Below are 15,222 nucleotides of genomic sequence, written 5' to 3'. Positions count from 1 at the left end.
TGGTTCAGCTTGGACTGGTGGTCGTGTCGGGTTGGGGCGAGTGAAGGTGCGGAACAGGACACCCGGGGGCGAATGTTCCTAAGGTTTTGACGTCGAAACCGTTGGGGTAACTGCGGATACGTGGCATCGTGTGGACGTACTGCGGCGTGCGGCGCGGGGGCAGAGCGGCGACGAAGCGGGCACGTAACCGCAGTCCGGCCGCCGAGAGGCGCCGTGCGAGGTTCCCGGGATTTCGGTAGCGGAACGCCGCGAGGAGCGGTTCGTCCATCAGCGACCGGCTGAAGATGTCGATGATGGGTTTGGCGACGGCGGGGTAGAAGGACGCGAGCAGGTTCATGGTCGCGTCGGCGACCCGGCGCGCGCCGGGGTCGAACGCGAAGTGTGCGGCCTCGTAGGTGTCCATGAGGGCCGCGAACTCCGCGTACGTGGCGGGAATGTCCTTGATCCCCATGTGGCGGCCGAGTGCCTGGTAGTAGCGAACCGAGGCGAGTAGTTCGTCACCCGTAAGTTGCCGCCAGCCGTAGTTCTCAATCCATCGCTGGGGAACGACGACGAACGTCGCGAGGACGTAGAGGAAGTCCTCGTTCGAGATGTCGTACATGTGGTGCATCTGATTGATGCGCTGTATCGCTGCTTTTCCGTTAGGGCTGTCGAAACCCTCGAGTAGGGGAACCTCGAGCAGGATCGAGGTGTCGTCGTAGCGCTTCTGGGTGTTCTGGGTAAAGGCTCCGGTCTGATCAAGCAATCTGCCGACGCTCGGGACCGCATAGGTGCGGAACAGGGCAAAGCTCAGGGACTGATTCAGGTCCCAGGGGAACTCGTAGGTGGCCAGATTGCGGTAAATCTCTGCGAACTCGGTTTCCGGGTCCAGGCCGTTGTTGCGATTGGGCTTGCTCACATCACGCTCCTTCATATTTCGTGCGCAAGCGTAAGTTGAGTTACGCTTTTGTGCAAGAGGTCACACTTGCCGGAAGGGTGATGCATGATCAGGACCGCGCGCCTGGTAAAAGAAGGCGTGACTTCTCACCACGCCAAGAAGAAAAAAGTGCCTACGAGAGGTGCCCAGTTGCGCTACCTCGAGGCCGGCTTGGACGTGCTCGGCAGAAAAGGGCATGCCGGCTTGAAGCTGGGGACGGTGTGCGAGGCGGTCGGGGCGACAAGCGGCTCGTTTTACCACGCGTTCGCGAACTGGGGCGAGTACACGTCCGCGCTGATTCAATACTGGCGCACGGAAAAGAGCGGCCGCCTCATCAGCAGCGCCCGGGAGATCGCCGATCCTGCCGAGCGCCTGAAGTTCTTGATCGACATCGGCCTGCACCTGCCACACGAGTCCGAAGCCGCGATCCGTGTATGGGCGGCCCATGACCCGGACGTCCAAGCCATCCAGATCGAAGTGGACGAGGAGCGACGACGCTTCATCGCCGACGCCCACTTCGAAGCAACGAATGACCGGGAGCTGGCCGAGCGTAACGCGACGGTGTCGATGTACCTGCTCGTCGGATACGAGAGCGGCACCTATCGCTCCAGAGAGGCGCTCGCATGGGCTTTTCAAACCGTACTCGACCAGGGCCTGTCGTAAGGCAAGGGTGCAGAGGATTCGGTCAGGAACCGACCACTCGGACTCGAAGCCGCAAGTTCTCGAGCGTCCTTCGCGCTACGGCGGGCATTGAAACCGGTCCGTCCTTACCTACCGCCACCATGACGGCGTCACACAGGCTGATGCAGTTCCCCGCGTGAAACAGCGCCGAGGACACCACGAACGAGGTTCGGCCTATCCGTCCGACGCCGACGCACGTGTCGATCGTGGCTGGCCAATACGCTTCGGCGAGAAAATGTACGACATTCTGGGAAGTGACCAAGCGTTGTTTTCGGCCTGCTGGATCATGCGTGTCGGGAAAGGCTTGCCGGGTCAATACAGCGCGAGCGTCTTCATGAAGCGATTCCAACGCTAGATTGTTGAGGTGGGCGTTGGGGTCCATATCGGCGTATCGAGCCGTGCAGCTATTGCTTATCGGGTACAGCTCTGAACGATACCGCTCTACATGGGGACGGGCGGTCGTTGCCACCAGTGACTCCAGGGTGGACACATCTCTCCTCTGCTATCTGCCTCGCGTCGACAACGGATGTCGCACTGGATCTGTGGTGAAAGAGCGGCAATGCCAGAGCCTTCTCCTTGCTGCACGGCGCCTGGCCTGAATTAGCCATGGCCGTTGAGTCCGTCGCCGGGCCGCGTCCCCACCGGCCAACCATGGCATCCACTGCCGGTTATGCGGAGGCCGCTGCAATTTCTCGGCCGATGATTTCCTTCATGATCTCGGTGGTTCCGCCGTAGATCGTCTGAATGCGGCTGTCGACGTAGGCGCGGCCGATGGGGTACTCCATCATGTAGCCGTAGCCGCCGTGCAATTGGACGCAGCGGTCGACGACACGCTTTTGCAGTTCACTGGCCCACCACTTGCCCTTCGACGCGTCGACGGCGGTGAGCTCGCCTGCGTTCAAGGCGAGTACGCACCGGTCGATGTGCGATTCGGTCACCTCGATCTCGGTGAGCATCTCCGCCAGCGCGAACCGGGTGTTCTGCAGATCGCCGATCGGTTTGCCGAACGCCTTGCGCTCGAACACGTAGTCCCGGGTCCACTGGTACGCGGCCTTTGCGGCGGCAATCGCAATGACCGCGATCGACATACGTTCGAGGGGAAGGTTTTCCATGAGATGGATAAAGCCGCTCCCCTCGGTGCCGAGCAGATTGTTCGTGGGCACCCGCACGTCCTCGAACACGAGCTCCGCCGTGTCCTGACCGGCCAGGCCGACCTTGTGCAGCTTGCGGCCACGGCTGAAGCCGGGCATGCCCCGCTCCACGACGAGCAGCGAGAAGCCCTTGGAACCGGCGCTCGGGTCGGTACGGGCGACGACGATGACGAGGTCGGAGTGAATGCCGTTGCTGATGAACGTCTTCTGACCGTTGACAATCCAGTCGTCACCGTCGCGCACCGCGGTAGTTTTGATGCCCTGTAGGTCGCTTCCGGTTCCGGGTTCGGTCATCGCGATGGCGCCGATCAGCTCGCCGGCGGCCATGCCGGGAAGCCACCGTTGCTTCTGTTCCTCGGTGCCTAACATGAGTACGTACGGGATCACCACGTCGTCGTGGGTGGCAATGCCACCACCGAACGACGTGGTCGCCGTGCGGGCGATCTCTTCGGAGACAACATTCCTGAATCGGTAGTCGGTGACCCCCGATCCGCCATAGGCTTCAGGCACCGCCAGTCCGATGATGCCCGATCTACCGGCAGCGAGCCACGCAGAACGGTCGATAAGTCTGTCGGTCTCCCAACGCTCGTAGTGCGGTTCCACCTCGCGGGTGAGGAACTCCCGCAACACCTCTCGGTAGGCCTCGTGGTCAGTGTCGAAAAAAGTGCGCTGCATCGGTTCTCCGGAAGATCAGTAGTTCAGGGATTGACGGGAGGAGGAGGGGTGGGTCGTACACGGATCAGAATTTCGCAGCCCGCAGCCCGCAGCCCGCAGCCCGCGGCACGTCGGTCGTCGATCTTGCGGATTGTGATGCGCGAAGACGACAGGGTGTCGGGGCGTCGGCTTCTCCGGGCACAATGGGGGAAGCCCGAAGTGGCTTTCATCAGAGGCGTTCGATGATGGTGGCGTTGGCCATGCCCGCGCCCTCGCACATGGTCTGCAGGCCGTAGCGTCCGCCGGTGGCCTCGAGGTTGTTGACCAGGGTGCTCAGCAGGCGGGTGCCCGACGAGCCGAGTGCGTGCCCGAGCGCGATGGCGCCGCCCCACGGGTTGAGCTTGGCAGGGTCGGCCCCGAATTCGTGCGCCCACGCCAGCGGCACCGGCGCGAACGCCTCGTTGACCTCGTAGGCGTCGATGTCGTCGATGCTCAGCCCCGACTTCGCGAGGATCTTCTTGGTCGCCGGGATCGGCGCGGTGAGCATGAAGACCGGGTCGTCACCGGCAACGGCGAACGAGTGGAACCGGGCCCGCGGGGTCAGCCCCAGCTTCGACGCCATTTCCTCGCTCATGATCAGCGCCGCGGACGCGCCGTCGGTCAGCGGCGACGAGTTGCCCGGGGTGATGTGCCACTGCGCCTCGGGGAACCGGGCCGCGTACTTCTCGGAGTAGAACGACGACTTCAGCCCGGACAGTCCCTCGGCGGTGGTGGAGGCGCGCACGGTCTCGTCGGCGGTGTGCGTCACCGTCTCACCGGCGGCGTTGGTGACGGTGATCGGGACGATCTCCTTGTCGAACAAGCCCTTCGACAGGGCGTCGGCGGCCCGCTGATGCGACTGCGCGGAGAACGCGTCGAGGGTGTCGCGGTCGAACTTCCATTTGGCGGCGATCAGTTCGGCGGAGATGCCCTGGTTCACGAGCCCCTCGGGGTAGCGGGCGGCGATGCCCGGGCCGGACGCGTCCTGACCGATGGTCGTCGTGCCCATCGGAACGCGGGACATCGACTCCACGCCGCAGGCGATGACGATGTCGTAGGCGCCGGCGATCACACCCTGCGCGGCGAAGTGCGCCGCCTGCTGGCTCGAGCCGCACTGGCGGTCGACGGTGGTGGCCGGAACCGAATCCGGGAATCCGGCCGACAGCACCGCCGTCCGGGAGATGTTGAGGGCCAGCTCGCCGGCCTGTCCGACGCAGCCGCCGATGACGTCGTCGACCTGTGCGGGGTCGATGCCGTTGCGTTCGACGATGCTGCGGAGCACGTGCGCCAGCAGTTCGACCGGGTGCGTGCCGGACAGCGCACCACCCGGCTTGCCCTTACCTGAGGCGAGGCGGACGACGTCCACGATGACAGCGTTGGTCATGATGTTCCCTTTTCGAGGAGGAGGAAGTGGTTGCGGTCAGGTGGCCGGGTCGATCGAACACCGGATCGCAATGGGGTGGTACAGGCCAGTGCCGTCCTGAGATCGGGTCGCTCGCGTCAGCCCTTTGATCAGCGGATGCGGTGGTAATTTCGATGCAGATCATGAGCGTCGATGCCGCTTCAGACGGTCAGAGCGTTGTGGGGCCTCCGCCGACTCCCCCTAGTGCATGCGAACATTCGCGGCACTGCCGTTGTCGAACCGTGTATGCCACATTCGAATTATTGGATTCTTATGCCCGTGGGTTGAACGGGTCGGTGATGGTGTTTCCGGTGTCGATCCACACGGTTTTCAGCTCGGTGTACTCCTCGATGGCGTGGGATCCGTTCTCGCGGCCGAGTCCGCTTTCCTGGAAGCCGCCGAAGGGGGCTACGTAGTTGGTCTTGCGGTAGTTGTTGACCCAGATGGTTCCGGCGCGGAGTCGTTTGACCATGCGGTGTGCGCGTGCGACGTCGCGGGTCCATACGCCTGCGGCGAGTCCGAATTCGGTGTCGTTGGCGATGCGGACGGCGTCGTCTTCGTCGGTGAATTTGATGACGACGGCCACAGGGCCGAAGACTTCTTCGCGGGCAATGCGCATGTCGTTGGTGACGTGGGTGAACACGGTTGGTTGTATGAACAGGCCCCGACTCAAGGCCGGGTCGGTGGGGCGAGCGCCGCCGGTCGCCAGGTGGGCGCCGTCTTCCTTGGCGACTTCGATGTAGTGCAGCACCTTGTCGAATTGGGTTTTCGATGCGACGGTGCCCATTTCGGTGTCCGGGTCGAGGGGGTTGCCGAGCTTGATCTGCGAGGTGCGCTCGGTGAGGGCTTGGGTGAATTGGTCGTAGATGTCTTCGTGGACGAGGACGCGCGAGCCGGCCATACATGTTTGGCCGGTGGCCGCGAAGATTCCTGAGATCACGCCGTTGACGGCGTTGGGGAGGTCGGCGTCGGGGAAGACGATGTTGGGAGATTTGCCGCCGAGTTCCAGGGAGACGCGGGCGAGGCGTTCGGCGGCGGTGACGGCGATCTTTTTGCCGACTGCGGTGGATCCGGTGAAGGCGATCTTGTCGACGCCGTGGTGCGCTGCCAATGCGGCGCCCGCCGGTCCGGCTCCGGTGACCACGTTGATCACTCCGTCGGGGAAGCCGGCTTCCTGAGCGATGCGGGCGAGAACGAGAGTAGAGACGGGGGTGACTTCGGAGGGCTTGATCACGACGGTGTTGCCGGCGGCCAGTGCTGGGCACAGCTTCCACAGCAGCAGTGCGAGGGGACTGTTCCAGGGGGTGATGGCGGCGATGACGCCGATCGGTTCGCGGACGGTGTAGACCTGCATGTTGGGCACACTGCTGGCGAGGGTTTCCCCCGTGGGGCTTTCGGCGACCCCGGCGAAGAAGTAGCAGTGGTTGGCGAGGGCGAGCGTTTGCCCGGCGACTTCGCGAATCAGCTTGCCGTTCTCGAGGACCTGGATGCGGGCGAGTTCGTCGGCGTTGTCGCGGATCAGGTCGCCGAACTTGCGCAGCAGTGTTGCCCGCTGCAGTGGTGTGGACTGTGACCAGGGGCCGCCGTCGAACGCTCGGCGGGCTGCGGCCACGGCGGCGTCGATATCGGCGGTGGTGGCGGTGGGCACCTGCGCCCACGGCTGGCCGTCAAACGGATTGATCGAGTCGAAGGTGGCGTGGTCGGCGGCGGCCCGCCAGGCCCCGTCGATGAGCATGTCGTATCGCTCGGTCTCACCGCCTGCGGTGGTCACAGCGTTCGCATCGGTGGCAGTCATGTGGGGTCCTTCCGGATGGATCATCGTTGGTCAGGCAGGGGTGGTGGTCCGCGCCGGTACCGGTGTTCCCGGTTCGTCGGTCTCGGCGACCAGGCGGTGTCGGGGGGCCGCTGCGATGGCGACGAGGGAGACGAGGGCGGCGGCGACGGTCATCAGAGCCAGGGGCCACCATCGGCTTCCTCCGTTCCCGACGACGGCTTCGGCGATGAACGGGGTCGGCGCGCTGAAGATCAGTCCGCCGAGCGCGTTGCTCAGGGCCGTGCCGCTGTAGCGGACCTTGGTATCGAACTGGTCCGCGATGAGGCTCGAGACCACCGAGTAGGTGGTGGCGTGCGCGCCGACCATCATGACGATGACGACGACGCTGGTCAGCAGGACCTGTTCTGCGCGCAGGAACCAGAAGAACGGGAAGGCCGCGGCGATCGTGAAGAGAGCACCGGCGAAGAACACGCGATGTGCCCCGATCCTGTCGCTCAGCGATGCCATGAACGGCAGTGCTGCCAGGTCTATCACCGCCGCGGCCATCACCATCAGCAGTGCGGTGTTGCGGTCGAGATCAAGTGATTTGGTGGCGTAGCTGAGGAAGTACACAGAGATGATGTAGAAGACGACGTTGACCGAGGCCTGCAGTCCGATACCGATCGCCAGGCTCTTCTTGGCGCGAGCGAATATGTCGCCGATCGGCAGCCGGGCGGTCTCGCCTGTTGCCTTGATCTCCCGGAACTGCTCGGACTCTTCTACTCCGAGGCGGATGGCGAGACCGATGAGGACCAGGACGAACCCGGCCAGGAAGGGGATTCGCCAGCCCCAGTCGAGGAGTTGGTCGTCGGGGAGGGTGGAGACGGCCGACATCACCGCGGTGGCGAGGACCAAACCGAGGGGGCTACCCATCTGCGGGGCGCAGCCGTACAGGCGCACCTTCGAGGCCGGTGCGTGCTCGACGGACATCAGGACGGCACCACCCCATTCCCCACCGACTGCGAGCCCTTGGAACAACCGCAGCACGATGAGCAGGATGGGCGCCCAGATCCCGATCGAGTCGTAGGAGGGGAGCAGACCGATCAGACCGGTGGCGGTACCCATGATTCCGAGGGTGGCGATGAGGGTGGATTTGCGACCGAGGCGATCGCCGAGATGCCCGAAGATGGCGGCGCCGAGGGGTCGGGCGACGAATGCCACACCGAGAGTGGCAAAGGAGGCGAGGCGGCCGCTGTGTTCGTCGACCCCGGGGAAGAACAGGTCGCCGAAGACCAGCGCCGCAGCGAGCCCGTAGATGAAGAACTCGTACCACTCGATCGTGGTGCCGACCAGGCTCGCGATCGCCGCTCGCCTGGGGGTGCTGCTCGAACCGGTCTTAGCTGGTGAGGTTGTGGCCATGATTCCTCTTGCTGGGGTAGGTGCGTTCACTGGTGGGTAGCGGGTGCGGGTGCGGGTGCGGCGATCCGGTGCGCGGCGCTCGTGCCGGCGATCCGGCCGAATACCAGTGCCCGGAGCACGGAGGTGGCCCCGGGATACTTGTGGTGGTAGATCCCGGCGACCTCGCCGACGGCGAACAATCCGGGGATGGGCTCGCCGGACCGGCCGATCACCCGAGCCTTGTCGTCGGTTTTGAGTCCGCCGAAGGTGAAGGTGATCGCGCAGGTCACCGGCCATGCCACATACGGGGGTTCGTCGATCGGGCGCGCCCAGTTCGATTTCGGTGGGTCGAGGTCCCGTGTTGCCACCCCGTCGAGGAAGGTCACGTCCAGAGGCCCGGGTGTCGCGGCGGCGTTGTACGTGCCGACGGTGTCGGCGAGGACGTCGGGGTCGAGGTCGAGTCGGCGGGCGAGGGCTTCGAGCGTCGGTGCCGATTCGGGCTCGCGGTCGGTGAGAACGGCCCGGGCGATGTTGTGGCGCATAAGTTTCTGGTCTGCGATGACATAGGCGAACTGGTCGGCGTCGGCCCAGATGCGGTAGGCGACCGACTCGAAAGTGTTGTCCGGAGTGTCCGAGCCTTCGTCGACGAACCGCCGACCGTGGTGGTCGACCAGAATTCCGTAGGGATAGACCATGACGAGGGCTTCTGCCGATCGGGTGCGCGCATCGACGGGTTCGCCATGGAAGCGATCGAACTGCCCGTCCGTTAGTGCACCGGCCCGAATCCCCATCTCCAGGCCTTCGCCCTGATTGGAGCGGCCGCCCGGTGCGATGGGGGACAGTTCGTGTCCGCCGTCGCCGAGATACCGGTCGAGCAGGGCCGCGCTTCCCTCGAAACCGCCGGAGGCCAGGACCACGGTGCTCGCCAGCACGCGCCGCAGTTCGCCCGCACCGTCGACCGCCTCGACTCCGATGACCGCTCCGTGCTCGTCCTGGATTAGGCCCTGCGCGGTCGTCTCATAGGCGATCGTGCCTCCGAGTTCTTCCAGCCTTGCCGCGAGGTTTTCGACGATGGCCGCGCCGCCCCCAGCGGGCATCAAGCGGGGACCTTTCGACGTCAAGAAATAGGTGATGTCCGATTTCGTGGGAACACCGTTGTCGTTGAGCCAGTGCATGGTCCGCTGGGCGAGTTCGGCGAGTCGAGCGATGATGGCCTCGTCGGTCTTGCCCTTGCTGAGTTCGAGCATCCGGGAGGTGAAGTCGGCCGCGGGGGCGCCGTCCTCCTCGAGTCGGAAGAAAGAACCGGTCCAGGCGGTGTTTCCGCCCCGCTGGCTCTTCGGGGTGCGTTCGAGAACGAGGACCCGGCCGCTCGGTGCGGACTGCAGGAATTGCAGCGCGGTTGCCAGGCCGCCGGCTCCGCAGCCTACGACAACGAGGTCTACCTGTTCTCCACTCACGGACTTCCTTCTTTCTACGACTGTCGCAACCGACCACTGCGCGGTTCATGTAGCCCGCTAGGCAGCGTCTGTGCTCTGTGTCACCGATCGAAGCACGAAGATAAACCGGAGTCAACCCGCTATTCGGTTTACACAAACCATAGAATGGTTTAACGTGAGTGGCATGGCTGACACTGAGACCGCATCCACACGAGCCGACGGAGGTGTGCGCAGCATCGCGCGCGCCGTCGAGGTGCTGGAACTGTTTGATGTAGAACACCCCACTCGCACCCTGCGTGAGCTGGTGGCCTCCACGGGATTGCCGAAAACCACCGTGGTGCGGCTGCTTTCGACATTGGACTCGTTGGGACTCATCGCGGACCGCGGTGACTCGACCTTCGGCGTGGGCGCTGGGTTCCTGCGTTGGGTGACCCTGGCGCAGTCCATGTGGGAGGTCAGCGCGGAAACACGTCAGATCATGACGCGGCTGGTCGATTCCTGCGGCGAAACGGTCAACATCTACATCCGTCAGGATCTGAACCGGGTGTCCATTGCGCAGGTCGAAGGAACGACCACCGTGCGCAGCGTCGTGGAAGTCGGCGTGCCGTACGCGCTCGCTACCGGCGCGGCCGCCAAGATCCTGCTCACCGGCGCCCCCGACCAGGTGGTGCGCAGCCTCGTCGAGACACGGCCGGGCCTGCAGCTCGAGCCGCTGAGCCGGGAAATCGCCGGTATCCGGGAGGCGGGGTACTCGGTCACTCACGGCGAACGTGAACTTGGGGCGTCCGCGGTCGCGGCCCCGATCGTCTCCTCGGACGGCCGGGTGATAGCCGCGCTGTCGGCGAGCGGACCCACCTCGCGGTTCACCGCCGACCGGGTGGGCCGGTACGTGGACGCGGTGACCGCCGCGGCGGCCGAAATCAGTGCTGTCGGACTCGGCAGCGTGGAGGTGTTCCTGTGACCGCGAACCTGCTCGAAGGCGTCCGTGTTCTCGACCTGACCAATGTGCTCGCGGGACCGTACGCCGGCTACCAGTTGGCCCTGATGGGGGCCGACGTGATCAAGATCGAAACTCCGGGAACCGGTGATCTGGCAAGGCAACTCGGCGCGGACTCTCATCTGAGCGCCGAACACCTCGGCGTCTCGTTCCTCGCCCAGAATTCGGAAAAACGCTCCGTCACGGTCAATCTCAAGACAACTGGGGGAAAAGAGGTTTTCGAGAAGCTGGTCGCCGACGCGGACGTGCTGGTCGAGAACTTCCGGCCAGGGGTGCTCGAACGGCTCGGGTTCGGGTGGCAGCGGCTACGCCAGCTCAACCCCAAACTCGTCTACTGTGCAGTGTCCGGATTCGGATCGACCGGCCCGATGCGCGGACGACCCGCCTACGACCAGGTCGTCCAGGGCCTGTCCGGCATCATGAGCGTGACCGGCACGGCGGAGGTCGCGCCCCTGCGTGTCGGTTTTCCGGTGTGCGACAGCTTCGGTGGCCTGGCAGCGGCGTTCGCGATCACCGCTGCGCTGCTGCGGCAACGCCGGACCGGCGAAGGCGCCTTCCTCGATACCTCCATGCTCGACGCCGCACTGACCTCGATGGGATGGGTGGTCTCCGACCATCTCATCGCCGGCCGCGAGCCCGTCCCGATGGCCAACGAGAACATCACCTCGGCCCCGTCGGGTACCTTCCGCACCGCCGACGGGGCGCTCAACATCGCCGCGAACAAGCAAGAACAGTACGAGACGTTGTGCAAGGTTCTCGCCCGTGAAGAGCTGATCGACGATCCTCGGTTCCGCACCCGCGAGGACCGCAAACGCAACCGCGACGTGCTGCGGGAAGAACTGGAGACCTCGCTGAAAGCGAAAACGGCAGTCGAGTGGGACGCGATCCTGCTCGACACGGGAGTACCCGCCGCCCCGGTCGTCTCGGTGCCGACGGCACTGCAATCCGATCAGGTCGCACATCGCGAGCTGGTCACCACGATCGACTCACCCGCAGCGTCCGGCGGCGCGGTGCGGGTACTGGGTCTGCCGACGCATGTCGACGGCCGCCGCGTCTCGCCCGAGTCTCCGCCCCCCACCCTCGGGCAGCACACCGACGAAATTCTCACCGAGTTGGGCTACAGGCCGGCGGACATCACCCGCCTGCGGGAAGAGAACGCGATATGAGCATCGCCCGACAAAGCGCCCTCGAGCGGACGTCGAGCCGTGAGGTCACCGACTGGTGGGCGACCGCAGTCTCCGACATCGAGCCCGGGATCATCCGGCTGCGGGGATACCCCATCGAGCAGATGATCGGCCAGGTGAGTTTCCCCGAGATGATCTGGCTGATGGTCCGCGGTGACCTCCCCAGTGCCGGCCAAGCCAAACTGCTCGAGCACGCCCTCGTCGCCGCCGTGGACCACGGTCCACAAGCCCCGTCGATCGCCGCGGCCCGAATGGCCGCCACCTGTGGAGTCGGGTTACACGGGGCCATCTCCACCGGTGTCGGTCTCCTCGGCGACATCCACGGCGGCGCCGGCCAACAATGCATGCAACTACTCGAACAGATCCGGACTCGGTCCACCGATGGCGATCTGGACGAGGTGATTGCGCAGACGATCGCCGACTACCGCGCAACCGGCCGGTACATCCCGGGATTCGGCCACCGCTTCCATCCGCGAGACCCACGCCGGGACCCGCTGTTGTCTGCAGTCCACATCCAGGTCGAGGCCGGCTCGATCGACGGCCACTACCTCCAGATCGCCGAAGAACTGGAGCGACAACTGGCAGCAGGGCGAGCTCGGCCTGTCCCGATGAACATCGACGGGGCGACCGCCGTGATCTACGCCGAACTCGGCTTCGCCCCCGAACTCGGCAGAGGCCTGTTCATCCTGTCCCGGTCCGTCGGGATCCTCGCGCACTCATGGGAAGAACGCGAAGGTGGGCGCCGGATCAAAGGGCCGATCCCCCCACCGTTGCTGCCGACCTACACCGGTGCACCGCCGAGGAGCGTTCCCGAGCGGGCGCCGGTGGCACACGGATGACCCTCGACTCCTTCGACGCACTCCGCGACCTACCCGGCGCCCCCGCCACACAGTTCATCGATCTCACCGCCGCAGAACGAGGCGGTTCGGGTGCCCTGCACCGCCTTCCCTACGCCACCAGGGTGCTCGTCGAAAACGTGCTGCGGCATGAGGACGGCCGCACCGTCACCGCCGATCATGTCCGAGCGCTCGTGGCCGGCGATCACTCCACGTCGATTCCGTTCACCCCCGAACGCGTTCTGCTTCAAGACGCCTCGGGAATTCCGGTACTCGCCGACATGATCACCCTGCACGAGCGTGCAACGGCACTCGGCCTCGACCCCGCCACCGTCTCGCCTCGGCGGCGTATGGATCTCGTCGTTGACCACGCCCTCGAACTCGACGCCGCCGGAACCGCCGACGCCGGTGCCACCAACCTCGCACTCGAATACCACCGTCACGGTGACCGATACCGGTTCCTGCGGTGGGCACAGACCCGCTTTCCCACGCTGAGGGTGGTGCCCCCGGGCATCGGAATCTGCCACCAACTCAACCTGGAAGTCCTCGCCGACGTCATCTCGGTCGGCACCCACGACGGCATCGCGCTCGCACGGTTCGACTCCGTCGTCGGTACCGACAGCCACACCACCATGATCAACGCGCTGTCCGTCACCGGTTGGGGAGTCGGCGGCATCGAAGCAATCGCCGCCGCACTGGGCCAGCCAGTCCTGATACCGGTCCCCGCCGTCGTGGGTGTTCGCCTCAGCGGTGCACTGAAGCCCGGCGTCCTCGCCACCGACGTCGCGCTCACCCTCGCTTCCATGCTCAGAGCCCACGGTGTGGTGCAACGAGTCGTCGAATTCCACGGTCCCGGGCTCACCCGCCTGTCGGTGCCCGACCGGGCCACCATCGCGAACATGGCACCGGAATACGGGGCCACGATGGCGTACTTCCCCGCCGACGAACGCACCCTCACCTACCTCGCCACCACAGGGCGACCCGAGGCAACCGTCGCGTTGGCCCGGACCTATCTGACCGCCCAGAACATGCTCTACACACCAGATCTGCCAACGCCCGACTACGACGAGGTACTCGAGCTGGACCTGGCACAGGTGGACCGCACCATGGCCGGCCCCTCCCGGCCGCATCAGACATTCACTGCAAGCGAACTGGCGCACACAGTGCCCCCCGAAGGCTCAACTGGCGCGAACGGTACCGGCACGCTGCACCACGGGGACGTCGTCATCGCCGCCATCACCAGCTGCACCAACACCTCCAATCCGAAGGCCATGGTCGCGGCGGGGCTGCTGGCCCGAAACGCGGTCGAGCGCGGTCTCACCCGGGCGCCCTGGACGAAGACCTCGCTGACCCCGGGATCGCGCGCGACCGCCGAACTCCTCCAGTCCGCGGGACTGCAGACAGCGCTCGACGAACTCGGCTTCCACATCGCCGGTTTCGGTTGTGGAACCTGCATGGGCAACTCCGGACCCCTCGCCCCGGCGATCACCGAGCAGATACGTCAGCAGTCCCTGTCGGTCGCCGCCGTGCTCTCGGGCAATCGAAACTTTCCGGGCCGTATTCACCCCGACGTCGCGCATTCGTACCTCGCCTCGCCGCCGATGGTCGTGGCGATGGCGATCGCCGGACGAACAACGATCAACCCCACTGACGAACCACTGGCCACCGACCGCGCCGGGCGCCCCGTTTTCCTGGACGAGATCTGGCCATCGGACGAGGACATCGACCTACTTGTCAATGCCAACGACAGCAGGTCGCTCTCGCTCGGCCCCGCCCGACCCGTGCCGCTCACCACCACCGAATGGGAGTCCCTGCCACCCGCGGGCGGAGACGACTACGAGTGGGACGGCGATGCCGGTTCGATCCGACGCCCACCGTTCGCTGACGCCGCACTAACCCGACCCGTCAGAACCGGGGACGTCGTGGCTGCTCGCCCGCTGCTGTTGCTCGGCGACGGCATCACCACCGATCACATTTCACCGGTCGCCCGCATCACTTCGGATTCGCCGACTGGTCGATGGCTCGCCCGCCATGGTGTTCCGCCCGAGAAATTTGGCAGCTACAGCGCCCGCCGACTCAACCACGACGTAATGCTGCGAGGGGGCTTCGCGAACCCGAGGCTCGAGAACAAACTCGTCCCCGACAGGCAAGGCGCGTGGACCCGCGTGCTTCCTGATGGTGACATCGTTCCGGTCCATCAGGCAGCGGCGATCTACGCTGATCGCGGCGTTTCTACAATCGTGGTCGCTGGGCACTCCTACGGGGCCGGGTCCGCCCGTGACTGGGCGGCGAAAGCGACCAGACTCCTGGGAATCCAGGCGGTGATCGCGCAGAGCTTCGAACGAATCCACCGTACCAATCTGGTCGCCATGGGCGTTCTGCCCATCGAATGTCCGGATTTGTCTCCAGACGAGCTCGACGGCACCGCGGAATTCGACATCACCGGCCTCGCGGGCTGCACGCATACTCAGCCCGCGGTGCGCGTGATCGCCCGTGCCACGACTGGCGTGCAGCAGTTTTCGGGCCGAGCACGAATCGACACGGCAGTCGAGGCCGACTGGATCCGTGCAGGCGGATTGATCGCGCATTTACTCACGCCCGCGATCCATTCTCTCGACACGGTCGCAGCCAACACTCCCTGGACCGGTTTGTCTGAGAGCTAAGGTGGCACGGTCATGGTGGAGCTACCTGGTCGATGAGACAAGTTCCAATCATGAATCGCCGGGAACCTGCACGTTGTGTCGTTTGTCGTAGATTTGTGCAGGTAAGAAGCCC

Annotated in this window: 12 protein-coding genes; 5 read left to right on the top strand and 7 right to left on the bottom strand. The window is 65.1% G+C overall.

Features of this window, described 5'->3' with window-relative positions; all coding sequences use genetic code 11:
* Positions 1 to 4 precede the first annotated feature (4 nt).
* Positions 5 to 898: an oxygenase MpaB family protein gene (locus G9373_RS05370; protein WP_164066044.1), complete on the bottom strand. Its 894-nt coding sequence runs from the start codon at positions 896 to 898 to the stop codon at positions 5 to 7.
* Positions 899 to 982: 84 nt separating this feature from the next.
* On the opposite strand from G9373_RS05370, the gene G9373_RS05365 reads away from it, so the two are divergent.
* A complete protein-coding gene (locus G9373_RS05365) occupies positions 983 to 1,579 on the top strand; it encodes a TetR/AcrR family transcriptional regulator (RefSeq protein WP_240960370.1) in 597 nt (198 codons plus the stop codon).
* A 22-nt stretch (positions 1,580 to 1,601) separates the two neighbouring features.
* On the opposite strand, the gene G9373_RS48110 is transcribed toward G9373_RS05365, so the two are convergent.
* The 6 genes from G9373_RS48110 to G9373_RS05340 form a co-directional block, all read right to left on the bottom strand.
* Positions 1,602 to 1,979: a thioesterase family protein gene (locus G9373_RS48110; protein WP_346842805.1), complete on the bottom strand. Its 378-nt coding sequence runs from the start codon at positions 1,977 to 1,979 to the stop codon at positions 1,602 to 1,604.
* Between the two features lie 286 nt (positions 1,980 to 2,265).
* Entirely contained in the window at positions 2,266 to 3,423 is a 1,158-nt protein-coding gene (locus G9373_RS05360; RefSeq protein ID WP_164066045.1) for an acyl-CoA dehydrogenase family protein, read from the bottom strand.
* A 208-nt stretch (positions 3,424 to 3,631) separates the two neighbouring features.
* Complete coding sequence (locus G9373_RS05355; protein WP_167114250.1) at positions 3,632 to 4,825, bottom strand: thiolase family protein; 1,194 nt, start codon at positions 4,823 to 4,825, stop codon at positions 3,632 to 3,634.
* A gap of 289 nt (positions 4,826 to 5,114) precedes the next feature.
* Entirely contained in the window at positions 5,115 to 6,638 is a 1,524-nt protein-coding gene (locus G9373_RS05350) for an aldehyde dehydrogenase (protein WP_164062059.1), read from the bottom strand.
* Positions 6,639 to 6,668: 30 nt separating this feature from the next.
* Positions 6,669 to 8,015: an MFS transporter gene (locus tag G9373_RS05345; protein ID WP_167114247.1), complete on the bottom strand. Its 1,347-nt coding sequence runs from the start codon at positions 8,013 to 8,015 to the stop codon at positions 6,669 to 6,671.
* Between the two features lie 26 nt (positions 8,016 to 8,041).
* Entirely contained in the window at positions 8,042 to 9,451 is a 1,410-nt protein-coding gene (locus G9373_RS05340; RefSeq protein WP_167114244.1) for an FAD-binding protein, read from the bottom strand.
* A gap of 163 nt (positions 9,452 to 9,614) precedes the next feature.
* Between G9373_RS05340 and G9373_RS05335 the strand changes: the two genes are divergently transcribed.
* The 4 genes from G9373_RS05335 to acnA are packed head-to-tail and all read left to right on the top strand — an operon-like array spanning position 9,615 to position 15,110.
* Complete coding sequence (locus G9373_RS05335; protein WP_164062062.1) at positions 9,615 to 10,391, top strand: IclR family transcriptional regulator; 777 nt, start codon at positions 9,615 to 9,617, stop codon at positions 10,389 to 10,391.
* Entirely contained in the window at positions 10,388 to 11,593 is a 1,206-nt protein-coding gene (locus G9373_RS05330) for a CoA transferase (RefSeq protein ID WP_164062063.1), read from the top strand. Before G9373_RS05335 ends, G9373_RS05330 begins: the two co-directional genes overlap by 4 nt.
* Positions 11,590 to 12,450, top strand: a complete 861-nt coding sequence (locus tag G9373_RS05325) for a citryl-CoA lyase (RefSeq protein WP_164062064.1) — start codon at positions 11,590 to 11,592, stop codon at positions 12,448 to 12,450. The genes G9373_RS05330 and G9373_RS05325 overlap by 4 nt, the downstream gene beginning before the upstream one ends.
* Positions 12,447 to 15,110, top strand: coding sequence for an aconitate hydratase AcnA (gene acnA, locus G9373_RS05320; protein WP_167114241.1), 2,664 nt, complete (start codon positions 12,447 to 12,449; stop codon positions 15,108 to 15,110). Before G9373_RS05325 ends, acnA begins: the two co-directional genes overlap by 4 nt.
* The last annotated feature ends 112 nt before the right edge of the window (positions 15,111 to 15,222 follow it).

The sequence above is a fragment of the Rhodococcus sp. A14 genome (assembly GCF_011603105.1).
Taxonomy (GTDB): domain Bacteria; phylum Actinomycetota; class Actinomycetes; order Mycobacteriales; family Mycobacteriaceae; genus Rhodococcus_F; species Rhodococcus_F opacus.
The sequence above is the reverse complement of the archived record's forward strand: the minus strand, read 5'-3'. Positions and strand labels throughout refer to the sequence as shown.